Raw genomic sequence first — 23,520 nt, 5'->3', positions numbered from 1 at the left:
CTCAGGCCGCGAAGGGTTCGATCAGCCCGATCGGATTGCCCTCGGGGTCGCGGATCATCGCGAAGCGGTAGCCGTCGATCGCCACCGGCGGCACGAACCGGTGTCCGCCCGCGGCGACCGCGGCATCGATCGTGGCTTCGAGCGATTCGACCCGAAGGTAGAAGTTGTGCCCGGGCTCGAAGCCGGGCACGTCCTTCCGCGCCTGGCCGATGCCGCCGAGCAGCGGCGTCGCGTCCTCCGGAAAATGCACGTAGGCGAAGCCGCCGGTGCCGCTGTCGTAGGTCCAGCCGAAGACCTCGGCGTAGAACGCCTTGGCCTTCTCCTGGTCCTTCGCGATGATCTCGAACATCACCCCGGGATGACGGTTGCGCCGCGCGCTCATGACATCCCGCCCTGCACGCGCACGTACTCGTAGCTCGGACCGACGGTCTGTCCGGTCCCCGGATCGGCCACGATCTGCATCATCGCCACCGCCAGCACACGCAGGTCGTACATCAGTCCGATCGCGGCATCCAGCCGCTCCGGCTCGCCGTTGAAGGCCAGATGCAGCGAATTCAGCAGCGACGAATAGTTGTAGGCGAACTGCTCGATGCGGGTACGCGCCAGGGTGCCCGGCGCGAAGTCGGCGATCCGGCAGTTCGGACGCAGCGGCCACACACCGTCGGGATCGAACGGGATCGGCGCGCCGCCATAGGCGTAGCCGGTCGGGGTCGCGATCAGTTCGCGGCCGGCGACGATCGAACCGAACTTGTAGAAATGCGCGGGATCGTCGGGCGACTGGAACGGCGTGGTCGAGGTGCCCTCGCCTTCGATCTTGATCAGATCGATGGCGCGGCAGGCGGAATCGACATCGACGATCGGGTACAGCTTGTCCGGCGGAAACCAGTGCGGCGCGACCAGCTGCGGCGGTGCGGTCGGCACCACGAAGATGTCGTTGCCCAGCGCGCGGATCTGCGCCTGGATGGCATCGTAGAACTGGCCGATGGTGGCGAACTCGGGCTCCGCGCCCTCCTGCGCGGCCATCAGGCGCACCGGGATTTCGTCTTCCGGCTGCTCGATCGCCATGAACACGTTCTTCACCACCGGCATCGAGAACGCTTCGATGCCGACGATCAGGCCGTCGCCGACCTGCATCGGCAGCGGGCCCGGGTATTTCGGCACGAAACCGGGCGTGTTGATCTGCGGCCGCCCGCCGATCGCGATCAGGATGTTGGCGGCGATGCTCATGTGCAGCATCTCCTGGATCACGATGCTGCGGATCAGCTCGCCGATGCGGCGATTGACGCCCGGGCGCAGCGAGAACATCGCCGTGAGATACGGCGGGATCGTGCTGTGCTCCAGCTCGATCGCGTTCTGCAGATAGCGATGCAGCTCGGCCGGCGTATCGGCCTGGCGGATGCCTTCGATGACGGATGCGTGCAGGCGGATCATGGGGCGTCTCCCGACGGCGTCGCGCCGCGGCGGCGACGTTCGAATTGCAGAAGGAAGGCGGTCTTGCCGCCGCCCTGTTCCGGCAGCAGGCCGAGATCGGGCTGCGCGGGCGCGGACGCTGCCGGCATCTGCGGCGCAGCTTCGGACGCGCCTGCGGACGCCACGGCGGCCGATGCCATCACCGGGCGACCGAGGCGCGGCAGACCGTCGACATCGGGCGTGGACAGCCATTTCAGGATGGTGTCGCGATCGCCGCGGCCGAGATCGCGGGTCACCGGCATGTGGTTCGAATCGCGCCGCGGCAGCGAGAACGCGAGATGCAGCGCCTTCGCCCGCGTGCACACCGAGGCGTAATCGTTCAGATCGACCACGTAGCGGCTCATGATCGGATAGAGATTGCCGTACTGCGCGAACACCGGCTGGATATCGTCGTACCAGGTCGGCGAATCGGGCACGGTCTTGCCGCTGAAGGCCAGCACGCTGACGTAATTCAGCGGATTCGACAGATAGCCCGGCGGCTGGCGGTCGAGGCGATAGGCGACGCCGTACAGCTGTCCGGCGATGTAACCACGCGGCGTGCCCGGGCCGTCGTCGCGCATGCGCAGCGTCGCCGCGGCGTAACCGTCGCCGTCGGTGCGGAGGCGGCAGGGAAACGCGAACGCATCGGCCGGCGTTGCGATATCGGGGATCGCCGCGTCCGGCCGCGTCGGCGGCGACATCGTCGCGCCGCCGCCGGAACCGCCCATCAGGCCCTGGGTCGGCGTGAGCGCGATGTCGGCCTCGACCAGTGCCTGGCCGAAGCGGCTGGCGCGCAGTTCGAGCATCGCGGTTTCGCCCGGATCCAGCCGGAACACGAACTGGTCCGCGCGCAGATACAGGCCGTCGACGGTTTCCTGCAGCAAGACCTTGTACGTGCTCGACGCCGGCACCGGCGACAGCAGCACCAGCGGATGTTCCGGCAGCAGCGCCATCGCTTCGCGCTGGCCGTGCAGATCGAAGTCCTGCACGCCCGCGGTCTGTCCGTACCAGTCCGGATTGCGATACGGCACTTCGCCGACGATCGCCACCTGCGACGCGTGCACCGACGCCAGGGTCGCCTGCGGGTTGTCGCGCAGCACGCCCACCAGCACCTGGCCGATGTCCATCAGTCCGCTGTTGGCGTCCTCGATCGGGAAGGTGTTGCCGAGATCGAGCGTGAGCCGGCACGCCTCGGCATCGAAGCGCCCCTGCACGTTGTAGACGCCGCCCGCGGGCACCATCAGCGACGCGGTTGTATCGGCGACCATCTGCCGGCCGAACACGTAATGCTTGGGCTCGCCGCGGCGGTACGGACCGATGCTGCCGACCAGATGCCCCATGGTGTAGCGCGGAATGGTGGAATCGCGGCCGTAACCGTAGACGTTGAAGCAGATCGAGAGCATGCCGTCGTCGCTGCGGTCGCGCAGCGCGCGCAGCAGCGGCGAATCCAGTTCGTCGGCCCAGGCGGTCGCATCGAGTACCGACTGGTAGTTCGCCGCGAGCTGCTGGTCGCGCGGCACGCCGGTCTGCTGCCGCTTCCACAGATTGCAGAATGGGCCGGGGACGTATTCCCCGCACAGCGCCTCGCGTCGCGCCGCATCCAGCAGCCGCACCTGCATGCCCCAGATTTCCGAGACCATCTGCTGCTGCGGGTCGAGATCCACCAGCTTGCCCGGCGCGCGCCGGTCGGCGTTCTCCACCGACATGCCGATCGCCGGGTCTTGGCTGGGATCGACCAGCATCAGGCCGTCGAGCACGCCGCCGGTGACCACGCAGTCGAGGAAGCGATAGACGCCGGTGCCCTCCGGATTCCAGCTGCCGTTCTGGTTGAGCTGCTGGTACTCCGGCACGAAAGAGGCGTTCTGGAACGTGCGCACATCGTTGTTGATGGTCGAGACATCGGCCTGGAACCAGCCCGAGAAATGCAGCCTCGGTACGTCGAGATAGCTCATCGGAAACCTCCTGTTGCCTGTTTTCGTGCCTGCGTCGCGCTGCCGTGCGGCTCAGCGACGCACGTCGGGGTTCATGTCCGACCAGCTCGCGCCCGGGGGCGTGTCCGTCAGACCCTTCGCGCCGCGCTGTTTGTCGGGGCAATCGCCTTCGAACAGGCAGCACCACTCGGGCTCGGCCGGGCACATCTGCGCGACCTGATCCCAGGTGTGGCGCGGATCCGGGCGCTGCGCGCGGAAGCTGTCGTAGTTCTGGCTGACGATCGGCGCATTCGGCGGATCGGTCGGCGAGCCGGAGAAATAGAACGACTGCGGATGGCGATACGGCACCGAGGCGGGATCGACCGGATCGTCGGACGTCGGCGTACGCCAGAAGGCGTAACCGAAGAGGATCTTCTGCGGACCGACCTCACGCGCGTAGGCCTGGATCGCGCCGCCCAGATGCGCGCTGCGCGCGGCGTCGTAGGGCAGATGCTTGATGAAATCGCGCCGCGGCGGATGATTCCTCGGCGAGAACTTGCAGCACGCCGGCGTGCCCGCCGGGCGGTCGGCGTAGCGCAGGAAGTAGGCCTTGTTGCCCAGCGAGACGAAGGCGCAGCTGAAGTTGTTCGCCGACGGGAAGATCGGCAGGCAGTACTTGTCGTAGTACTCCATCATCGCGCCTTCGCCGTCGCGATCCTTCGGCACGTAGGTCGAATCGTAATAGCTCGCGCCGTACGACACCTGATAGTCCGCGGGCGTCAGCCCCGCCGGCGGCGACGCGTACGGCGGCGGATAGGTGTCGTAGTTCGCGAACACCCGATACATCGTCCAGGTGCTGACCCACCACTGCGGATACAGCGGATCGGTCGGTTCGCCGGGTTTGCGCGTGTAGATGCAGCGCTCCGGCGGCAGGCATCCGAGATCGTTGTGGACACCGCCGGTGTAATAGACGTGGCGTTCGGCGGGCGTTTCGCGCACGCCTTCCGCGGCGCTGGCGCAGCCGCAGGCCCAGACGACGAGCGACGCGACGGCGATGCGGACGAACGCATGGAACGACGACGAGCGATGCGGGATGGTCATGGCGCCTCCTGATCGGTGGAAAGAGGTGTCTCGGGCCGCGTCGACAACAGCCGGCGCACGACGATGCGATGCAGCCACCAGGTCACCGCCGGCAACAGCAGCAGGACGAGGACGGTTGCGGCGATGTGCGGGGCGTCGCGGCCGATCCAGACACTGGCGCCGTAGAGCGCGCCGAGCACGCCGGCCGCGGCGGCGGCATGGGCGAACGCACGCAGCGGCGGCACCCGCCATACGCCGGCGAGCAGCGCGCTGATTTCGGCCAGCACCGGCAGCGGCCGCGCGACCGCGATCCACCACAGCGCGCGATCCGACGCGCGATCGCGCAGTCGGTCCCACAGCAGGGGGCCGACCCAACGCCGCAGCCGCGATTCAGGCACCAGCCGGCCCAGGCCATAGCCGACGACGAACGAGAGCCAGGCACCCGCGGCCACGCACACGCCGCCCCACAGCGGACCCAGCGCGACGCAGAGCATCACCGCGACCAGACTGCTGGGCACCGGCAGCAGGACATCCACCACCAGCAGCGCGACGCCGAACGCCGCCAGCCAGGCGCGCGCATCCTGCGCGCGCAGCCACAGCGGCGCGGCGCGCTCCAGCGCATCGCCCCACAGCGCGAACGGCACCAGCACGCACACCAGCAACACGACCAGCACCACCGTCATCCGCGCCCACTCCGCACGACCGGTCGGCGGCAGCGGCGCGGAACGATTCACGGCATGCCGCCCGACGGCATGCCGCCTGATTGCATGTCCCACTGCAGCGAAAGCCGGACGCGGCGTCCGGGGGTGTCGATGCCGATCACCTCTTCGCCGCGCGCATCGGCCAAGTTGTCGACCGACAGCAGCCACTGCACCGGGCCCCAGCGCTGGCGCAGGCCGAGATCCAGCGTGGTCGTCGCGCGCAGCCAGCGGTCGCCGGTGGGAATCGAGGAATCGAAGCGGCGACCGAGATGGCGCAACATCAGCGACAGTTCGCGGCGTTCGCCCAGCGGCACGGCCAGCTGTGCGCCGAACTGCACGCGCGGACGATGGCGCAGTTCGACGCCGCCATCGGGATCGCGCACCCGCATCCAGGTGCCGTCGAGCTGCAGCCGCCAGTCGTTGCCGAAACGATGCCCGCCGCGCCACTCCAGCCCGTCGGCCTCGATCCGCGCGCGATTCACCAGCTGCGGCGGCGGGCCGGCATCGAAATCGACCAGATCGCGATAGCGCGCGCTGAACAGGGTGATGCGCGTCGGCCAGGCCGAGCCCGCATCGTTCGCGTAGTAGATCTCGCGATGCAGCGCGCGCTCGGCGCGCAGGCCCGCATTGCCCACCAGCGGATGACCCAGTGCGTAGAAACTCGGCGCCTTGGACGAACGCGCCACCGACACGCCCCACTGCCCGCGCCCTTCGCCCAGCGCATGCTGCAGCGAGAGCATCGGATGGGTGGCGCCGCGCGCGTCGTCGCGGCCGTCGTCGTACGTGCGCTCGTGACGCAGCCCGCCCTGCACGGTCCAGTCGCCGCGCTGCCAGCGCAACTCCGCGAACGCGCTGTCGGTGCGGCGGCGCAGTTCGAATTCCGCCGGCAGCGCGAAGAAGCCGAAGTCGATCAGGCTGTCGAAACGTCCACGTTCGCGCTGTTGCTGCACGCCGGCGCCGAGCAGCCACGCCTCGCCCAGCGGCATCCGCCAGGCCGCATGCAGTTCGTCGCGGCTGTAATCGGTGCGCGCGGTCAGCGCCGGCAGGCCGAAGGGATCGCGCAGCCCCGGCGCGACGCCCGGCGTGGTCTCGTCGCCATCGCGCGACAGCGTCGCCAGTTGCACTTCGAACACACTTCCCTCAAGCCGACCCGCCGCGGGCCGGAACTCGCCGCGCAGCGACAGTTGCCGGGTTTCGCTGCGGCGCACGTCCAGCGCCCGCAGCACGGCATACCGCGCGCCGCCGCTGTCGTCGGCGAAACCGCGGTTCTCGCTGTCGCTGGCGCGCAGCGCGGCGCGCAGGGTCGTGGTCTCGCCGAAGTCGTGTTCCCAGCCGGCGTTCGCGGCGCGGCTGCGATGGAAGCCTTCGCTGCCGTCGCCGTCCTCGCGTTGCGTCGCGCCGATCCGCCAACCGTCGCCGGACCATGCGGCCTGGCCACCGCGCAGGCCGTCGCCGCCGATGCTGGCGCCCGCGCCGGCACCGGCCGCCGCGCGCCGGGTGAAGATATGGATCAGCCCGGCCATCGCCTCGACATTCGCGACGCTGGCGTTGCCGCGCACGATCTCGATCCGCTCGATGTCGTCGGTCGACAGGGTGTTGAGGTCCACCGCGCTGCCGCGCGAGGACAGCGGATCGTTCTGGCGCACGTGATCGATCAGCACCACCACATGACTGGGATCGGCGCCGCGCAGATACAGCGCGCCGTAACCGCCGCTGCGCGGGCCACGGTCGATCACCACGCCGGCCTGCCGCGACAGGATTTCCGACAGGCTCTGCCCGCGCATCGCGTCGAGTTCGGCGCGGCGCAACACGGTCACGTGCTGGGTGGCCGCGGCGGCCGTCGTCGGCAGTGCGCTGGCCGTGATGCGTTCTTCGTCGAGCAGTTGCACCGGACGCGTCCGCCCGGGTGCGTCCACGGCGTCATCGGCGATGGCGGCCGCAAGCGGGGCAAGGCCCACGCTCAGCGCGAGCGGCCAAGCGAACGACGCGAGCCGTCCCGCGCACGACGCCGCAACCCCGCGCGCCGACGGCGCACGCATCCCCTGTCCCCGTCCACGCATTCCCTGTGCCTCGCTGATCCATGCAACGGACCCGCGCCCCGCACCTGCCGGGCACGCCGGTCATCCAGTCGAGAATGTAACCCACTCCAGCGCTCCGCGCGCAAACGGCGGATGCGCGGTATCCGTCATGCTGCGATGCCGCACGCATCGGGGTCGCCGCACGCGACATCGCGCCGCTGCGAATCGTGCCGCTGCGGATCGCGCGGCTGCAGATAGCGTTGGCGCTTCTTCGGCAGGATCGTCTGCAGATCGACCTCGATCAGACCGTCGATGCTGTCGCTGAAGGCCGGATCGACGCCGAAGGCGAGGAACCGCGCGCCGCCGGGTTCGCACAGTTCGGTGTATTGCTTGTAGAGCACCGGCACCGTCGCGCCGTGCGCGGCGAGATTGGCCCTGAGCACGTCGAACGCGGTCGCGGCGCTCATGTCGCCGTAGCTCGGCGGCGCGGCGAAATAGCGGAACGGCCGCAGCGATTCGGCGACGACATCTCCGCAGCCGTAATAGCGCTGGTAGTACGCGACCAGATGCTCGCGCGCCGGCTGCGGCAGCGCAGCGCTGATCGAGACCGCGCCGAACAGATAGCGGATCTGCGGATACCGGCGCAGATAAGCACCGATGCCCTGCCACAGATAGTCGAGGCTGCGGCTGCCCCAGTACGCCTGGGCCACGAAGCTGCGGCCGAGTTCCAGGCCCTGCGCCAACCGCGGCAGGGCCTCGTCGGCATAACGGAACAACGACGCGGTATAGAGCCCGGCGAGGCCGCGACGCGCGAGCATCGACGCGCCGCGCGCGACCCGATAGGCGCCGGCGATGTGCCCGGCCGCCGCGTCCCACACCAGGATGTGCTGATAGTGCGGATCGTAGTCGTCGAGATCGCGGCTGCGGCCGCTGCCCTCGCCCACCGCGCGGAACGTCTCCTCGCGCAGCCGCCCGATCTCCAGCAGCAGCGGCGCCTCGGGATCGAGGCGGTCCGCGAGCCGGATCTCCTTGCCGTCCCCGGTGCGGCCCAGCAGTTCGGTCCGCGCCATCGCCCGCGCCAGCGCGGCGCGGTCGACCGGCGGCGCCACCGGCTCCGGTCCGCGCGCAGGCGCGCGACGGCCCAGCGCACGGCCCAGCGAATACAGCGCGCGGCGCACCTCGCGCAGGCTCTGCAGCGGCGGCCGCGACGGATCGATCCGGATCGGCTGGCCCACGTGCAGGCGCAGCGGCCGGCCGCGACGGGCGAACATCTCGCGCGCCAGCAGCGCGGTGCCGGCCGGTTTGTACAGTGCCGACGCGCCGTAGAACAGCATCGAATTGCGCGCTTCGATCCGCACCGGCAGCACCGGCGCCGCGCAGCGGCGGGCGAACCGCAGGAAGCCGTGGCGCCAGCGCCGGTCGCGCACGCCGCCGAACCCGAGTCGCGACACCTCGCCGGCCGGGAACACCACCACGCACTGGTCCGCCTCCAGCGCGTCCTCGATCGCGCGCAGGCTGTCGGCGTCCGGCCGCCCGCCCAGGATCCGCACCGGCAGCAGCAGGCCCGACAGCGGTTCCAGCGCCGTCAGCACGTCGTTGGCGACGATCTTCACGTCGCGCCGCACCCGACCGAGCGCCGCCAGCAGCGCCAGCGCGTCCAGCGCCCCGGACGGGTGGTTGGCCACCACCAGCAGGCGGCCGCTGGCGGGGATCGCCGCCAGATCCGCGGCGTCCATCCGGCAGTCGGCCTGCAGGAAATCCAGCGCGGCGTCGACGAAGGCGAAGTCCCGGGCGTCCGGGATCCGGGCCAGGAACGCGGTGATCTCGTCGAACCGCGACCAGCGGCCCAAGCCGCGCAGGACGGTCCGGGTCAATCCGGCCCGGCGGCCGGAAAACCAGTGCGGGTAACGGGTCTGTAACTGTCGTTCGAGAGGCTGCATGGCGTGGGGGGCGTCGGCCGCGATGGCCGCCAGCCTGCCCCGGCCCGGCGACAGCCGGATGGCGCCCGTACGTCGATTGCGTGACACTGCCCCGGCCCGACCCGCGGTCATGCAGCGGTCGGGCGGGGGGTGTATGATGCGCGCCCATCTTTTCATCCCGATCAAGGGATGAATCCACTCAACATCTTCAAAGGAAGCCCTGTCGATGTCCAGTTACCTCTTCACTTCCGAATCGGTGTCCGAAGGCCATCCGGACAAGATCGCGGACCAGATTTCCGACGCCGTGCTCGACGCCATCCTGGCCCAGGACAAGCGCGCGCGCGTCGCCTGCGAAACCCTGGTGAAGACGGGCGCCGCGATCGTCGCCGGCGAAGTCACCACCAGCGCCTGGGTCGACATCGAGTCGCTGGCGCGCAAGGTCATCAACGACATCGGTTACGACAACTCCAACGTCGGCTTCGACGGCCACACCTGCGCCATCATCAACATGCTCGGCAAGCAGTCGCCGGACATCGCCGCCGGCGTGGACGGCACCAGCAAGAAGGCGAAGAAGCCTGAAGAACAGGGCGCGGGCGACCAGGGCCTGATGTTCGGCTACGCCTGCAACGAAGCCCCGGAATACATGCCGGCGCCGATCTACTACTCGCACCGCCTGGTCGAGCAGCAGGCCAAGGTGCGCAAGAACGGCAAGCTCAAGTGGCTGCGCCCGGACGCCAAGTCGCAGGTCACCCTGCGCTACGACGGCAACGCCATCGCCGGCCTCGACGCCGTGGTGCTGTCCACCCAGCACGACCCGGGCATCAAGCACAAGGATCTGGTCGAAGGCGTGTACGAGGCCATCCTGAAGCCGGTGCTGCCGAAGAAGTGGCTCGAGAAGCTGCCGAAGAACAAGGTCCACATCAACCCGACCGGCATCTTCGTGATCGGCGGCCCGGTGGGCGACTGCGGCCTGACCGGCCGCAAGATCATCGTCGACAGCTACGGCGGCATGGCCCGCCACGGCGGCGGCGCGTTCTCGGGCAAGGATCCGTCGAAGGTCGACCGTTCCGCCGCCTACGCCGCGCGCTACGTGGCCAAGAACATCGTCGCCGCCGGCCTGGCCGACAAGTGCGAAGTGCAGGTCAGCTACGCCATCGGCGTGGCCGAACCCACCAGCATCTCGGTCACCACCTTCGGCACCGGCAAGATTCCGGACGAGAAGATCGAGAAGCTGATCCGCGCGCACTTCGACCTGCGTCCGTACGGCATCGTGAAGATGCTCGACCTGATCCACCCGGTGTACCAGGCCACCGCCGCCTACGGCCACTTCGGCCGCAAGCCGAAGGAAGTCTCCTACGTCGACGGCGAAGGCAAGACCGTGAAGGCCACCGCCTTCTCGTGGGAAAAGACCGACAAGGCCGACGACCTGCGCAAGGCCTCGGGCCTGAAGTAAGTCGACGTCGTTCGAAGTCCCAGCGAAAGAAGGGCGCCGCGAGGCGCCCTTCTTCGTTGTGTCCGCCTCAGCGCTGCCGCCACCGGCCAGGCGGCGTGTCCGGCCTGGGCAGCGTGTCGAGGATGTCATGCAACCCCTTGCGTTCCGCCAGCCGGCGCAGCGCCGCGTACGAGACACGTGCCGACGCCTTGTCGCCACACGCGATTTGCGTGTCGTAGATGTAGTCGAGCAGCAGGAAGTCGTTGAAATCGCGCTCTTCCTCTTGCATCAGCTCCGACGAAAGCACATCCAGAAGCCTCTGCGCATCCTCGCAACGCCCCTGCGCCACCCTCACCTGCAGCAGCGACGCCCGGGCGGTCCCCAGCAACTGGCTCTTCGCGCCATAAACCCGCTCGGCCTCGGCAACGGCAGCCAGCGCATTCTTTTGCGCAGCCTCGATCTGCCCGAAATACAACTGCGCCGCAGCGTGTTTATCGCGGAAGAAAGTGGTCGTCTGCCTCTTGCGTTCGGATTCCCGGATGATCCGCGACAGCAGTGCGTCAGCCTCGCGGTAATAGGCCGCCTTCCTCTGTTCGCCGGCGCTGTAACGCCCGAGCATGATCAGCATGTTGGCGTTGTCGCCGAAACGCCGCAGCGTCTCCTGGTGGCCGGGCCCGAACACATGCTCGTAGATCGCAGTCGCCTCACGGGACTTCGCCAACGCCGCGGTCAGATCGCCCGCCAGGAAATCCAGCCCCGACTCGAACAGCATGCTCTGGCCAAGGTCGGGATGAAAACGTCCAACGCTGCTGCGGATGATCGCGGCGGAAAGACGCAGCGCGATCCTGGCCCGACGCGCATCTCCGCGGTAATACCAGGTCAGGCCGATCGTGTTCCATGCGCGTCCGGTTTCCGGATGATGCGGCCCGAAGACATCGAGACTGGTGATCAACGCCTCCGACGCATAACGATGGGCGTCCTCGGGATAACCGGAGTACTGCAATACCGTGACATATTGCCGGCCGATCCGATTGCGGATCACATGGTCTTCTTTTCCGATCAGCGAAAGCGCGCGCTCGAAATCGCGCTTTACCGCCTCGATCGGCTCCGAACCGTGATTCACGCTCCCGCGCTTGGCCAGCAATTCTGCCAGAGGAATCGCCCCCGAGACGCCAAGGGATTCGGCGTTCTTCACCGCCTCGTCGAGGATGGCGACGGCGTCCTTCGAGTCTCCGGCGGCATAACGGGCGATGGCGAGCTGCAACTGCAGATCGAGCCGGGCACGCACCACCTCCGGTCCGCCCCGCTTCGGCAAGCGTCGCAGCCCGGCGCGCGCCACTGCCTCCGATTTCCGGGTGTTGGCCCGTGCATTGAGCAGTTGCGCGAGCACGGCATCGTTGCGGGCGCGCTGCAGCGGATTGTCGGGGTCCAGCGCGCCGGACTCGGCCAGCAGGTACTGGACCTTGGCGTAATCGGCCCGCACCAGATAGGAGCGCGCCAGGACCGACAACCCTCGCGCAAGGAATTGCGGGCGACGCTCGCCTGCGGCGCGACGCAACTGCCGCTCGACATCCTCCAGCAACGCCTTCGAACTCAAGGGCGTACTGCCCAACGACGACAGCGTCGCCGCACCCAGCGACTTCTCGAACAACTGACTGAGAATCTCGGTGTTGTCCGCTTCCAGGTGCGCGCGCTGGCGCTGCTGCAGCGCCATCCCGCCACCGACGACCGCTCCGAACGCGAGCAGGGCCAGCGCGGCGACCGGTACCGCATTGCGACGCACGTAACGGACGGCGCGATAGGCCCAGCCGCCACGACTCGCGGCCACCGGCCTGCGTTCGAGCCACGCGCGCAGATCGGCGCACAGATCCGCGATCGAGGCGTAGCGCTCGACCGGATCGCGATGCACGCAGCGCAGCGCGATCGCATCCAGATCGGGACGCAGCGCGCGCGACAGCGCCTGCGTATCGCGCATGCCGCGGGCGCGGGCGATCCCGACTGAAGCATCGCGCGCCAGACGGCTGGGGCTTTGCGGCATGTCGTCGGCGCCCGGCGGCATCGCGGCCAACGATCGCGGCTTGCGCGGCCACCCATCGCACAGCATCCGGTAGAGCACCACGCCGAGCGCGTACACATCGATGGCGACGCTGGGCGGCGCGCCCTCGAAGACTTCCGGTGCGGCATAGGCGGAACTCACCCCGATCCGCACGAATCCCGCTTCGCCCTGCGGCCCCAGCAGCGCCGACAGACCGAAATCGAGCAACTTCACCTTGCCGTCGGCGGTCACCAGCAGGTTCGACGGTTTGATGTCCTGATGCAGTACGCCGTGGGCGTGGGCATGGGCGATGGCCTCGCAGGCTTCGGCCAGCATCCGCACGCGGACTTGCAGGTCGGCGCGATGCGCATCGCACCAGCGATCGATGGCTTCGCCGTAAACGCGCGGCATCGCCAGCCAGGGTTGACCGTCGTCGGCGATGCCGGCGTCGTACAGCGTCACGATCGAAGGATGGTCCAGCTTCGCGAGATGGCGGCGCTCCTTCGCGAAGGCTTCCTGCATCGCCGGCGACATCAACTCCGCGCGGATGGTCTTCAGCGCGACCTCTCGCTCGTACAGCCCGTCCGCGCGCTGCGCCGCATAGACCACGCCCATCCCGCCGAGCCCGACGATGCCCTCGACGCGCCAGGGACCGAGCCGGGTACCGTCCGGCCAGATGGTGTCGCGCCGCTCGGCGGCCTGTGGGTCGAAGCGGCCGGCAGTCGCATCGTCGGACGCAGTGAACCAACGCAACGGCCACGGAAAGGTGTAGGTCTGCTCGTCCGCAGCGAGCAGTCGCATCAATTCGGTGCAGACGCCTGGCTCCTCGATCTGCAGTCGCATCAGCGCTTCGGACAATTCCGCATGCGCCATCTCGGCGTAGCCATCGAACAACGCCAAGGCCCTTGCGACCGTTTCCTTCGTGGCCATGGCCACCTCCCTCCTGCCGACGTCGAGCGTCAGCGACGCTCACTTCCAGGATGACGGTTGTGTCGGCGATCGCATCCTGCATTTCCTGAAAAACATGTCCATGTCATCGATATGCCGCTTCGCGATCCGCTTCGGATCGAATCGAGCCGTCGACCAGCGGGCCGGAACAGCCGCCGCCGAGCTGGACCATCAGGAACGCACGCGCCTTGCGCCAATCGCGACGAATCGTGCGGTCGGTCACACCGAGCGCATCGGCGATCTCGTTTTCGTCGAGACCGCCGAAATAACGCATCTCCACCAGACGCGCCAGACGTTCGTCGATGCCCGACAACCGCGTCAGCGCCGCATCCAGCGCGACCATGTCTTCCAGCGTGTCGTCGCAGCAGCGGTCGATATCCTCGTCGAGCGAGAACACGGACTGGCCGTCCCCGCGCTTCTCCGCGAGATCGCGACGGACTTCATCCATCAGCACGAAACGCATGGCGCGCGCGACCAGCGACGTGAAATGCCTCCGGTTCTCGACGCTGAAATGCGCACCGCTCAAACGCAGCCAGCTTTCGCTGACCAGCGAGGTGGCGGACATCCTGCCGAATGCGCGTTGTCGGATCTGCCCGCGCGCGATCCGATGGAGATCCGCATACACCAGTGCGTAGATCCTGTTCCAGGCCGCCTCTTCGCCGGCCTGCGCATCCACCAACAGGCGGGTGATCGCACCCTCGGGGTCGCCAGGTCCGATGTCGACCGGCGCACCTCCGACCGGCGCGCCCGCGACAAGCCGGGTCCCGGTTGCTTTCGTGGTCATCGCACGCTCCATGTCCGGAAACCGGCTCTTCTTACGAATAACGGCCCAAGTAAACCATAGGCGATACCGCAGCGCACCCACCTCATCCCATGCCGACGGCATGGGCCGGGACGTTTCGGCCAACGAAAAGGACGTCGTGAAGGCAATGCACTCTTCCGCCGATCGCAGACCATCGAACGTCCCGGGGCGAGTCCCGTGCGTATCACGCCGGAGACATGCGGATCGGCGCACAGCGCGTGTGCGGCGCGGATGAGCCGGACGCCGCTTTATCGTCCCGAAGTGCTCGAAGCCAGGCGCAACCGCTGGCTGGGTCGACTCGTCCTGCGCCAGCCGATCTCGCACTGGGCCATGACCTGGATCGCCATCGGCACCGCCGCATTGGCGGTCGCATTCCTGTGCACCGGCGAGTACGCGCGAAAAGTCCGCATCGAAGGACGGCTGGTCGATGCCATGCCCATCGACAGCGTGGGTGGCGATGCCGCGTCGTCTTCGCCGCGCGGCGAAGACGACGGCCCCACGCTCGAAGCACAGTTGGCGGTCCCGGAAGACCTGCTGGCCTCGACCACCGTCGGCGCCGAAGTGCTGCTGCGCTATCCCGCGTTCCCGCATCAGCACTATGGCCAGTACTACGGGCGGATCGTGCGGATCGCGCGCCAACCCATCACGAACGCTGCAGCGGCCCGCGACAACGCGGATGCCGTCGCGCGGCCTGCCACCTACCGCGTCACCGTCGCGCTCGAACGCCAGCGCGTCCGCGACGACCAAGGCAAGGAACGCGACCTGCAGCCCGGCCTCGGCGTGCAGGCCGAGGTCGTCGTCGAAAAACGCCGCCTCTACGAATGGCTGTTCGAGCCTTTCGCACGGCTTCGCCAACGCTTCCAGGCATGACCGAACCCCGAACGCCCACGCCCGACCGAATTCAAGGAGAACCGCATGTCGAGCCCGCAGAAAACCGTCTTCATCCACACCATGCCCGACGACTGGCACGCGATGCTGGCGGAAAAGGCGCTGAAACGCCGCGGCCATCGCGTGCTGCGCTATTTCGGATCCGATTTTCCGGAACGCGCGGAGATCGAGTTCTCCTACAACAGGAACGGCGACGCGTGGGGAGACGACCTCCGCCTGCACACCATCGACGGCAGCTTCGCGATCGCCGATTTCGACGTGGTCTGGAACCGCCGCATGCTCGGCCCGAAAGTCCCGCCGGGCGTGGATCCACGCGATCGCGAGTACGTCGCGCAGCAGATCCGCTTCGCCGATGCATCGCTGCGCAGCCTGTTGCGCGATGCGTTCTGGATCAATCCCTACGATGCCGCGCGCAACGCCGACCACAAGCCGAAGCAGTTGCAGCTCGCGCTGAAGAACGGCCTGCGGATTCCGGAAACCCTGGTCAGCAATCGACCGGAAGCGATCCGAGCGTTCATCGACCGCCATCCGAGCGTGATCCACAAGCCGCTGATCGGCGCAGCCTGGGAAGAAAACGACAAGACCCTGTCCACCTATACCGCGCGCGTCCGCAGCGAAGACCTGCCCGGCGACGCGCTGCTGCGCGCCGCCCCCGGCATTTTCCAGGCACAGGTCAAAAAGCAGTTCGAAGTCAGGGCGCAGTTCTTCGGCGCCAGTTGCTTCGCGCTCAAGATCGACTCGTCGCGGATCGAATACGGCGAGATGGACTGGCGCCTGCACCAGAACGGCAGCATGACCGACGGCAGCGTGCAGTTGCCGGATGCGGTCTACCAGGCATGCCTGAAACAGTTGTCCAGTCTCGGCCTGGTCGCCGGCGCCTTCGATTTCATCGTCACGCCCGACGACGAATGGATCTACCTCGAAGTCAACGAAGCCGGGCAGTTCATTTTCGTCGAGCAGTGGTGCGAAGAGCTGACGCTGTTCGACGCGCTCTGCGGCTTCATCGAAAGCGGCGATCCGGGCTTCGTGTACGAACGCCCGGCCGACCCGCAGCGGCTGACCGAACTCATCGAAGCGACCGCTCCGCAGACCGTCGGCGAAGACGATCGACGTCGTCGCGGCGAATCCTGCGAACGGGACGCCGTTGCGGCGTGATCGCGGCGTCGCTTCCACGCATGCGCACCCGCAGACGTGCGGGCGGCGGTCGCTTCATCGCACATCGTCGACGGCCGCGATGAAGACCGGCCCGGATCGCGGGCACCACAGGACAGTCGACGTCAACGGAGCATCCCTCATGAAAGACAAGGAAACACGCGTACTGGGCCGGATTCTGGCGGTCGAAGAGCTGGACGACGTCGCCGGCGCGAGGCCGCCGCTGACCCTCGCGGCATTCCCGGAAACGCTGCCCACCGCCGACAGCAACACCGTGTCGGACAGCGGCACCACCGCCGATAGCGGCACGGTCTCGGACAGCGGGACCACCGCCGACAGCGGCACCACCGCGGACAGCGGGACCACCGCCGACAGCGGCACCTCGGCGGACAGCGGCGCGCTGACCGACACCAGCCCGGCGCGTCGTCCGGACATCCAGATCTGATCCGCAAGCGTTCCATCGCCACCGGATGCGCGACTTAGGTCGCGCATCCTCGATCACGCCCTCCATGCAGGACATCAAGATGAAGAACGAACAAGATCGCGTCCTCGGCCGAACGCTCGCCGTCGAGGAAACCGCCGCGGTTTGCGGGGCCGAACGCCAGGCACCCACAACGACGATGTACGACTCGGCGACGAAATCCGACAACACCGTCCCGGTCGTCGACACCACCAGTCCGATCACCGATTGAAGCAGCGCCGCGAGGGTCTGCATACCGTCCGCTGCGCACGCGCCGCCGATGCCATCGGCGGCATTGGCGACAGGAGACGACGGACGATACGGCCGAGACAGCCGAACCGCGCAGTCCGCGCTCTGCCATGAAGATCGCTTCGCGCCGGCCGGCGGTGCCGTCGACGAAACCTGATGTCACCGAAACACCGCCATGTCACACCCGACGCGATTGCGCGTCGCCATCACCCATACAAGGAACGCAAATGGACAAGATCGAAAACCGCGTGCTCGGCCGCGTACTCGCCGTCGAAGAACTGAACGACGTCTCCGGCGGCTGGACCCTCGCCAGCGCCGGCGATACCAACAAATCGCAGGACACCGGCGCCTACACCGTCGATACCAACATCCTCATCGACGTCATCATCAGCCCCGCCTCCAGCGGCTCGGGTCGCTGATCGCATCGCACTGAACCCGAGCGGTTCGTCGCCCGGTGCGGCGAACCGCCCGCATGCCATCACCCACGCCAAGGAAGCAAGACATGAACGATCACAGCAACCGCAACACCGGCCGCGTCCTCGGCCGGACGCTCGCCGTCGAAGAAACCCTCGCGGTCTCCGGCGCCAGACCTACGTCGCCCAGCGCGGACAACGGTTCGTTCCCGCCGACGGACACCGGGTATGTCTACGACATCATTCCCGCCGAAGACGCCCGGATCGAGCCGTCGCTGCATGGTGTGCAGCGCTGACCTTCCGCAATGCATTCGAACGGCTCGCCCTGCAATGCGGCGAACCGCTCGAACGCCATCACCATCGCTAAGGAATCACCACATGAACGACGAAAAGAACCGCATCCTGGGCCGCATCCTCGCCGTCGAGGAAACCCGCTCGGTGCACGGCGCGCAGGGGCGCGACATCTTCACCGGCGATCCGGAAGGCGTGCCGGAAACCGCACCGCTGAACGACACCACCGCCATCAACGACGACACCAGCAATCCGCCGGTCAACGAGACCTACCCCGAAAGCGACAGCGGCACCGTGGCGGACACCGGCGTGCAGGCCGACTGTCCGACCTCCGGAACGCGCCGCGACGTGTCTATCGCGCCGCCGGATTGCCCCTGATCCACTCGCACGACGCTGCGGCAGATCCACGCCGCAGCGCCGTGCGTCGATCGAAGCCGCAAGAACACCCGGGCCATGCGGCCCGGACGGATTTTCACCGCCACGAACCCGACCGATGCCCTCACTCAAGAGCCTGCTGCAAGCCGAAGCCGCACAATGCGGACATGCCTGTCTGGCCATGGTCCTCGATTACCACGGCTACGGCATGGACGCGATCGCGCTGCAGCGCGAATTCCCGTCCTCGATCCGCGGCACCACGCTCGCCGCGCTGATCGAGGACGCGCATGCCTACGGCCTGGAATGCCGCGCGCTGCGCATCGAACTGGAAGAAATGCCCCAGCTCGAAACGCCCTGCATCCTGCACTGGAACATGGACCATTTCGTCGTGCTCGCGAAGGCGTCCGCGAACGGCATCGTCATCCACGACCCCGCCACCGGCACGCGACGGATGTCGCTCGCGGAAGCCTCGCAACACTTCACCGGCGTCGCGCTGGAACTGTCGCCGACCACCGCGTTCGCCAAGCGCAGGACCGACGACAGCATTTCCCTGCGCCATCTCGTCGGCCAGATCACCGGCCTGAAGCGTTCCGCGGTGCAGATCCTGTCGCTGTCGCTGATCCTGCAGTTGTTCGGCCTGCTCACGCCCTTCTACATGCAGTGGATCCTCGACGATGTCGTGGTCACCCGCGACCAGGATCTGCTGTGGCTGATCAGCGTCGGCTTTCTGCTGTCAATGCTGGTGACCTCGATGATCGGCTGGCTGCGCAGCTGGTGTCTGGCGTATCTGTCCACCCGGATCGGCCTGCAGTGGTTCGGCAGCATCCTGACCCATCTTCTGAAGCTGCCGATGGACTACTTCCAGAAGCGCCATCTCGGCGATGTCGTCTCGCGCATGGAATCCGTGCATGCGATCCAGAACACGCTCAGCTCCAGCTTCATCGAGGCGCTTCTCGACGGGGTGATGGTGGTGATCGCAGCGGCGGTAATGGCGTCCTACAGCTGGAAACTGCTGCTGCTCAGCACGATCGCGGTCGGCCTCTACCTGCTGTTCCGGTGGGCGACCTTCCCCACCCTGAAGCGTCTCTCCGAACAGCAGCTGGCGGCGGCCGCCAAACAGAACACCCATCTGCTCGAATCGATCCGCGGCATCCAGGCGCTGAAGCTCAACGCCGCCGAATCCATGCGCCGGACCACCTTCAGCGCGCTGATGGCCGACACCGCGAACGTCAGCCTCGACATCCAGCGCTTCATGCTCCGCTTCGGCTTCGCCAACCAGATGCTGTTCGGCGTCGAGCGCTTGCTGGTGGTCGGCATCGCCGCATCGCTGGTGATCCACGGCCAGATGACCGCGGGCATGCTCGTCGCCTATCTGTCGTACAAGGACATGTTCACCGGCGGCATCAGCCGGCTCATCGACACCTGGATGTCGTTCCGCACCCTGCGCGTGCAGGCGGAGCGTCTGGCCGACATCGTGCTGAGCGAGCCGGAAGAAGCCGATCCTCCGCATGCGATGCCGCTGCCGCAGGATCGTCCGCTGGGCCTGGAAGTCCGCGGGCTCGTCTATCGCTTCGGCGAGTCCGATCCGCTGGTCATCGACGACTGCGCCTTCAGCGTCGCGCCCGGCGAGACCATCGCCCTGGTCGGCCCGTCCGGCTGCGGCAAGACGACGCTGATGAAACTGATGCTCGGGCTGTTCAAGCCGCAGTCCGGCTGCGTCCTCGTCGAAGGCCGCGATCTCGCCTGCATCGGACTGCGTCAATATCGCCAGGTCGTCGGCGCGGTGATGCAGGACGATCAGCTGTTCGCCGGCTCGATCGCCGACAACATCGCCTTCGGCAGCGAAGACCTCGACCTCGCGCGGATCGAGGCCGCGGCGCAATCCGCGTCCGTGCACGACGACATCATGCGCATGCCCATGGGCTACCAGACCCTGATCGGCGACATGGGCGCCGCGCTGTCCGGCGGCCAGAAGCAACGGATCATCCTCGCCCGTGCGCTCTACAAACAGCCCAGCATCCTGTTTCTGGACGAAGCCACGAGCCACCTCGATGTCGACTCCGAGCGCGCCGTGAACGACGCCGTGCGCCGGCTGAAGCTGACCAAGATCCTCATCGCGCACCGCCCCGAGACCATCGTGAGCGCCGAACGCGTGCTGGTCATGTCGAACGGGCGGATCGAGCGCGAGTACCGCCCCGGCGAACCCGCGCTGCGGCTGGTCGCCGGCGCCGAGGCAGAACCCGCGGAACCGCGTCCGCTGCGCTGCGATCTCACGGCCTGATTCGCGCGGAAGCGAGTCGAAATCGCATCCGACACGGCAACGAACGCAAGGGCGCCGCGAGGTGCCGTGCGTGATTTCCGCTCAATCGATGGCAAGCGACATCATGGCACGCGTGTGATCGAACGCGACCGATCGACGGAATCTCCTGTCCCGTCGCGAGCGGTCCCGTCGCCGTGCGCCGTCCTCCCGCCGACGAGGTCGATACGTCCCTGCAGACGGGATTCGAATCCGTATCGCTCCGCGATGTTCCGCAACCGCTGCCGTTGCGCGCGCACGGCCACCGGATCGCCACGGGACATGTCGATCTCCAGCCGCAATACCTGCCAGCGGAAATGTCTGTCGGGATCCCGTCGCTGCGGCGGGAGTCGCTCGCGCAGCGATTCGAGAAGCGCGACGGCATCCTCATGACGCTTCTGCGCGAGGCGCACGCGCAGCATGGCTTCGATGGCCTCGTCCATGTCCGCACGCGCCGTTCCCGCATCCTCGTCCTCCGCACCGGAAGCGGCCTGCAGCGCCATCCACGCCTGCCGCTCCGCTTCGGCGACATCGCCATCGAACAACAGGGGCGCCACCCGCGCGGCATGCGCGAATCCCACGCGAACGCCATGACGTTCGCCGTCCTGCAGGACCTTCGCAAGCACGTCTGCGGCGTCGGAATAGGCGGCGTCGCGCGCGGGGCCCCGGCGGCTGCGTGCCGAGGCGATCAGCGCCTGCGCCAATGCATGCCTGCGCCGCAATGTGCCCTCCACGCAACACCCGTAGCCGCGCGTCGAGATCGCCACCGCACGGCGCATCAACGCCACGCCCGCCTCGTCCGCACCGTTCTCCATCGCGAGAGATGCGCGCAAGCTGATCACTTCGTCCAGCATCGGGTGATCGGCGCCGAAGCGGCGCACGAAAATCGTTTCCGCCTGACGCAGCGCGATATCCGCCCGACGCGGATCGCGCCGGCCGCTCCGCCAGGACTTGGCGATCGTCAGCCAGGCACGCCCGGTCTCGGCATGCATCGGCCCGAACACCCGCAGACTGCTCTGCAGCGCCAATGCGGCCAGTCGATGCCCGCCGCTCGCATCGCCTCCGGCGATCGACAGAAGCGCCAGCGTCTGTCGCACCTGATTCAGCACCGTCGGGCTGCCATCATCGAGGTACGACAACGCTTCCCGCAGATCCTGTTCGGCGTCGCGTCCATGCCCCATGAAGTTCCGGATGGTCGCGCGTTGGCGCAACAGCGAAGCGAGCTTGACCTTCGCCAGCGGACCGATGCGCCGCGCCGAAACGATCGCCCGATCCAGAATCGGAAGCGCGCCGGCCGCGTCCTCGCGCAACCAGCGCGCACGCGCCAGCTGGAATTGCAGCTCGATCTTCAACAGGTCGTCGTCGATGCCATCGCGCTCGGGCAATACGTCGAGCCCTTCGCTCGCCAGACGTTCGGCTTCAGCGAGTCGCGCGCCCTTGTTGAGCAGATTGGCCAGCGCCGCATTGCAGGTCGCCGTCTGCATCGGATCGTTTTCGCCGATCCGTCTGGATTCCAGCAGCAGGCGCTCCGCCGCCACAAAGTCCGCTCGCACCGTATAGCCGTGGGCCAGCGCCACGAGTCCCCGTGCGAGGAGGCGCGGGCGCGCGTCGCCGGCCATCGATCGCAGGCGGCGCTCCGCGTCTTCGAGCAGCCCGGCGGATTCGGCCGGACCGCTGCCGAGCGAGTTCAGCGTGGCCGCGCCCAGCGACTCCGCGAAGAGCCGGCTCAGCATCTCGGTGTTCTCTTCCTCCAGCCGCGTGCGCTCCTGCTGTCGCCACGCCGACACGCCACCGGCAGTCGTCGCAACGACCAACACTGCGGCAGCGCCGACCGCCATCGCGTTCCGGCGAACGAAACGCGAGCCGCGATAGAGCCATCCGCCATCGCTCGCCGCCACCGGCCTCCGCTGCAGCCACGCCAACAGATCCGCGCGCAGATCCACGACCGATGGATAACGCGCCACCGGATCGTCCTGGACGCAGCGCCGCGCGATCGCATCGAGGTCGCCGCGCAGCGCGCGCGACAGCGCCGTGGCGTTCCGCCGGTTCCGCGCCTGCGCCACGTCGTCCGTCGTCTCCAGCGCCAACGCGCTGGGCGCCTGCTCGACATCGCCGCAGGAGACCGAAAGCGGCAGCAACGAACGTCGGGGGCGCGGCCATCGATCGCACAGCAACCGATACAACACCACGCCCAGCGCGTGCACGTCGATCGCCACGCTCGGCGGCGCGCCATCGAACACCTCTCGTGCGGCGAAGGCCGAACTGACGCCGATCCGCGTGAAACCGCCGTCGCCATACGGCGTAAGCATCGCCGACAGGCCGAAATCCAGAAGTTTGACCCGGCCCGCGTCGGTCACCAGCAGATTCGACGGCTTGATGTCCTGATGCAGAACGCCATGCGCATGCGCATAACCGATGGCGTCGCAGACATCCACCAACAGACGCACGCGCGTGCGCAGGTCCGCACGCTGCAGGTCGCACCATCGATCGATCGCCTCGCCGTGCACCCGCTGCATCGCCAACCAGGGTTGGCCGCTGTCGCTGACGCCCGCATCGTGCAGCGTCACGATCGATGGATGTTCCAGTTTCGCCAGGTGAGTGCGCTCCTTGCCGAACGCCTGCTGCAATGCGGGCGACATGACATCCGTGCGGATCGTTTTCAGCGCGACATCGCGTTCGTACAGACCATCGGCACGATGCGCGGCGTAGACGATGCCCATGCCGCCGAGACCGATGATGCCATCGATGCACCAGGGACCGAGGCGGGTGCCGTCCGGCCAGATCCGGTCCGTCGACACGCCGTCGGCTCCGGACGAATCCTGCCGGGCGAACCAGCGCAGCGGCGAGAAGAACACATGCGTCTGCTCGTCGGCAGCGAGCATGCGCATCAGCGCGGCGCAGACCGCCGCGTCTTCCGACTGCAGCGAAGCGAGCGCTTTCGACAACGTCGCATGCGGCATCTCGGCGTATTCGTCGAACAAGGCCAGGGCCCGAGCGTTCGGATCGATTCTGGCCATGGATTCGTCGGTCATGCGGGTGCTCGATCAAACGGCCGGGGGGGTGCCGCATCCCGCGGTCGGGTCTCCCGGATGTCCATATCGT

At 67.7% G+C, this 23,520-nt stretch carries 19 protein-coding genes; 9 read left to right on the top strand and 10 right to left on the bottom strand.

Features of this window, described 5'->3' with window-relative positions; genetic code table 11:
* Window position 1: 1 nt before the first annotated feature.
* From ABD974_RS05635 to olsF, 7 genes are all read right to left on the bottom strand, one after another.
* A complete protein-coding gene (locus ABD974_RS05635; RefSeq protein ID WP_345302316.1) occupies window positions 2–382 on the bottom strand; it encodes a VOC family protein in 381 nt (126 codons plus the stop codon).
* The gene (locus ABD974_RS05630; RefSeq protein ID WP_345302315.1) at window positions 379–1,431 is read right to left on the bottom strand and encodes a ferritin-like domain-containing protein; all 1,053 of its coding nucleotides are present in this window, start codon (window positions 1,429–1,431) and stop codon (window positions 379–381) included. Before ABD974_RS05630 ends, ABD974_RS05635 begins: the two co-directional genes overlap by 4 nt.
* Window positions 1,428–3,401 (bottom strand): hypothetical protein, encoded by a 1,974-nt coding sequence (locus ABD974_RS05625; protein WP_345302314.1) that lies wholly within the window; start codon window positions 3,399–3,401, stop codon window positions 1,428–1,430. The genes ABD974_RS05630 and ABD974_RS05625 overlap by 4 nt, the downstream gene beginning before the upstream one ends.
* Before the next feature lie 51 nt (window positions 3,402–3,452).
* Window positions 3,453–4,460, bottom strand: a complete 1,008-nt coding sequence (locus ABD974_RS05620) for a hypothetical protein (RefSeq protein WP_345302313.1) — start codon at window positions 4,458–4,460, stop codon at window positions 3,453–3,455.
* Window positions 4,457–5,173 carry a VTT domain-containing protein gene (locus ABD974_RS05615; protein WP_345302312.1) on the bottom strand — a complete coding sequence of 239 codons (717 nt, stop codon included), beginning with the start codon at window positions 5,171–5,173 and terminating at the stop codon, window positions 4,457–4,459. Before ABD974_RS05615 ends, ABD974_RS05620 begins: the two co-directional genes overlap by 4 nt.
* Window positions 5,170–7,056 carry a TonB-dependent receptor plug domain-containing protein gene (locus ABD974_RS05610; protein ID WP_345302311.1) on the bottom strand — a complete coding sequence of 629 codons (1,887 nt, stop codon included), beginning with the start codon at window positions 7,054–7,056 and terminating at the stop codon, window positions 5,170–5,172. Before ABD974_RS05610 ends, ABD974_RS05615 begins: the two co-directional genes overlap by 4 nt.
* A gap of 269 nt (window positions 7,057–7,325) precedes the next feature.
* Window positions 7,326–9,098: a bifunctional ornithine lipid synthase OlsF gene (gene olsF / locus ABD974_RS05605; protein WP_345302310.1), complete on the bottom strand. Its 1,773-nt coding sequence runs from the start codon at window positions 9,096–9,098 to the stop codon at window positions 7,326–7,328.
* 205 nt (window positions 9,099–9,303) lie between these two features.
* Here olsF and metK point away from each other — a divergent pair, with 205 nt between their 5' ends.
* Window positions 9,304–10,530, top strand: a complete 1,227-nt coding sequence (metK, locus tag ABD974_RS05600) for a methionine adenosyltransferase (RefSeq protein ID WP_345302309.1) — start codon at window positions 9,304–9,306, stop codon at window positions 10,528–10,530.
* 67 nt (window positions 10,531–10,597) lie between these two features.
* Here the strand turns inward: metK and ABD974_RS05595 are convergent, their stop codons facing one another.
* Complete coding sequence (locus ABD974_RS05595) at window positions 10,598–13,159, bottom strand: serine/threonine protein kinase (RefSeq protein WP_345302383.1); 2,562 nt, start codon at window positions 13,157–13,159, stop codon at window positions 10,598–10,600.
* Between the two features lie 418 nt (window positions 13,160–13,577).
* Window positions 13,578–14,507: an ECF-type sigma factor gene (locus tag ABD974_RS05590; RefSeq protein WP_345302308.1), complete on the bottom strand. Its 930-nt coding sequence runs from the start codon at window positions 14,505–14,507 to the stop codon at window positions 13,578–13,580.
* Between the two features lie 18 nt (window positions 14,508–14,525).
* Between ABD974_RS05590 and ABD974_RS05585 the strand changes: the two genes are divergently transcribed.
* From ABD974_RS05585 to ABD974_RS05550, 8 genes are all read left to right on the top strand, one after another.
* Entirely contained in the window at window positions 14,526–15,164 is a 639-nt protein-coding gene (locus ABD974_RS05585; protein WP_345302307.1) for a beta-barrel domain-containing protein, read from the top strand.
* 45 nt (window positions 15,165–15,209) lie between these two features.
* A complete protein-coding gene (locus ABD974_RS05580; protein ID WP_345302306.1) occupies window positions 15,210–16,337 on the top strand; it encodes an MvdC/MvdD family ATP grasp protein in 1,128 nt (375 codons plus the stop codon).
* A 139-nt stretch (window positions 16,338–16,476) separates the two neighbouring features.
* Window positions 16,477–16,779, top strand: coding sequence for a hypothetical protein (locus ABD974_RS05575; protein ID WP_345302305.1), 303 nt, complete (start codon window positions 16,477–16,479; stop codon window positions 16,777–16,779).
* Window positions 16,780–16,858: 79 nt separating this feature from the next.
* Window positions 16,859–17,026: a hypothetical protein gene (locus ABD974_RS05570; RefSeq protein WP_345302304.1), complete on the top strand. Its 168-nt coding sequence runs from the start codon at window positions 16,859–16,861 to the stop codon at window positions 17,024–17,026.
* A gap of 244 nt (window positions 17,027–17,270) precedes the next feature.
* Window positions 17,271–17,462, top strand: a complete 192-nt coding sequence (locus tag ABD974_RS05565; RefSeq protein ID WP_345302303.1) for a hypothetical protein — start codon at window positions 17,271–17,273, stop codon at window positions 17,460–17,462.
* Window positions 17,463–17,545: 83 nt separating this feature from the next.
* The gene (locus ABD974_RS05560; protein WP_345302302.1) at window positions 17,546–17,752 is read left to right on the top strand and encodes a hypothetical protein; all 207 of its coding nucleotides are present in this window, start codon (window positions 17,546–17,548) and stop codon (window positions 17,750–17,752) included.
* 82 nt (window positions 17,753–17,834) lie between these two features.
* Entirely contained in the window at window positions 17,835–18,125 is a 291-nt protein-coding gene (locus ABD974_RS05555) for a hypothetical protein (protein WP_345302301.1), read from the top strand.
* 115 nt (window positions 18,126–18,240) lie between these two features.
* Window positions 18,241–20,403, top strand: a complete 2,163-nt coding sequence (locus ABD974_RS05550) for a peptidase domain-containing ABC transporter (RefSeq protein WP_345302300.1) — start codon at window positions 18,241–18,243, stop codon at window positions 20,401–20,403.
* Between the two features lie 101 nt (window positions 20,404–20,504).
* On the opposite strand, the gene ABD974_RS05545 is transcribed toward ABD974_RS05550, so the two are convergent.
* Window positions 20,505–23,450: a protein kinase domain-containing protein gene (locus ABD974_RS05545; RefSeq protein WP_345302299.1), complete on the bottom strand. Its 2,946-nt coding sequence runs from the start codon at window positions 23,448–23,450 to the stop codon at window positions 20,505–20,507.
* Window positions 23,451–23,520 lie beyond the last annotated feature (70 nt).

This window comes from Lysobacter hankyongensis, assembly GCF_039543145.1.
Taxonomy (GTDB): domain Bacteria; phylum Pseudomonadota; class Gammaproteobacteria; order Xanthomonadales; family Xanthomonadaceae; genus Lysobacter_I; species Lysobacter_I hankyongensis.
The sequence above is the reverse complement of the archived record's forward strand: the minus strand, read 5'-3'. Positions and strand labels throughout refer to the sequence as shown.

Excerpts from the sequence above, each read along its gene's own strand:
- ABD974_RS05635 (WP_345302316.1), bottom strand. The coding sequence starts at position 382 with ATGAGCGCGCGGCGCAACCGTCATCCCGGGGTGATGTTCGAGATCATC.
- ABD974_RS05630 (WP_345302315.1), bottom strand. The coding sequence starts at position 1,431 with ATGATCCGCCTGCACGCATCCGTCATCGAAGGCATCCGCCAGGCCGAT.
- ABD974_RS05625 (WP_345302314.1), bottom strand. The coding sequence starts at position 3,401 with ATGAGCTATCTCGACGTACCGAGGCTGCATTTCTCGGGCTGGTTCCAG.
- ABD974_RS05620 (WP_345302313.1), bottom strand. The coding sequence starts at position 4,460 with ATGACCATCCCGCATCGCTCGTCGTCGTTCCATGCGTTCGTCCGCATC.
- olsF (WP_345302310.1), bottom strand. The coding sequence starts at position 9,098 with ATGCAGCCTCTCGAACGACAGTTACAGACCCGTTACCCGCACTGGTTT.
- metK (WP_345302309.1), top strand. The coding sequence starts at position 9,304 with ATGTCCAGTTACCTCTTCACTTCCGAATCGGTGTCCGAAGGCCATCCG.
- ABD974_RS05595 (WP_345302383.1), bottom strand. The coding sequence starts at position 13,159 with ATGGGCGTGGTCTATGCGGCGCAGCGCGCGGACGGGCTGTACGAGCGA.
- ABD974_RS05585 (WP_345302307.1), top strand. The coding sequence starts at position 14,526 with ATGAGCCGGACGCCGCTTTATCGTCCCGAAGTGCTCGAAGCCAGGCGC.
- ABD974_RS05580 (WP_345302306.1), top strand. The coding sequence starts at position 15,210 with ATGTCGAGCCCGCAGAAAACCGTCTTCATCCACACCATGCCCGACGAC.
- ABD974_RS05575 (WP_345302305.1), top strand. The coding sequence starts at position 16,477 with ATGAAAGACAAGGAAACACGCGTACTGGGCCGGATTCTGGCGGTCGAA.
- ABD974_RS05570 (WP_345302304.1), top strand. The coding sequence starts at position 16,859 with ATGAAGAACGAACAAGATCGCGTCCTCGGCCGAACGCTCGCCGTCGAG.
- ABD974_RS05565 (WP_345302303.1), top strand. The coding sequence starts at position 17,271 with ATGGACAAGATCGAAAACCGCGTGCTCGGCCGCGTACTCGCCGTCGAA.
- ABD974_RS05560 (WP_345302302.1), top strand. The coding sequence starts at position 17,546 with ATGAACGATCACAGCAACCGCAACACCGGCCGCGTCCTCGGCCGGACG.
- ABD974_RS05555 (WP_345302301.1), top strand. The coding sequence starts at position 17,835 with ATGAACGACGAAAAGAACCGCATCCTGGGCCGCATCCTCGCCGTCGAG.
- ABD974_RS05550 (WP_345302300.1), top strand. The coding sequence starts at position 18,241 with ATGCCCTCACTCAAGAGCCTGCTGCAAGCCGAAGCCGCACAATGCGGA.
- ABD974_RS05545 (WP_345302299.1), bottom strand. The coding sequence starts at position 23,450 with ATGACCGACGAATCCATGGCCAGAATCGATCCGAACGCTCGGGCCCTG.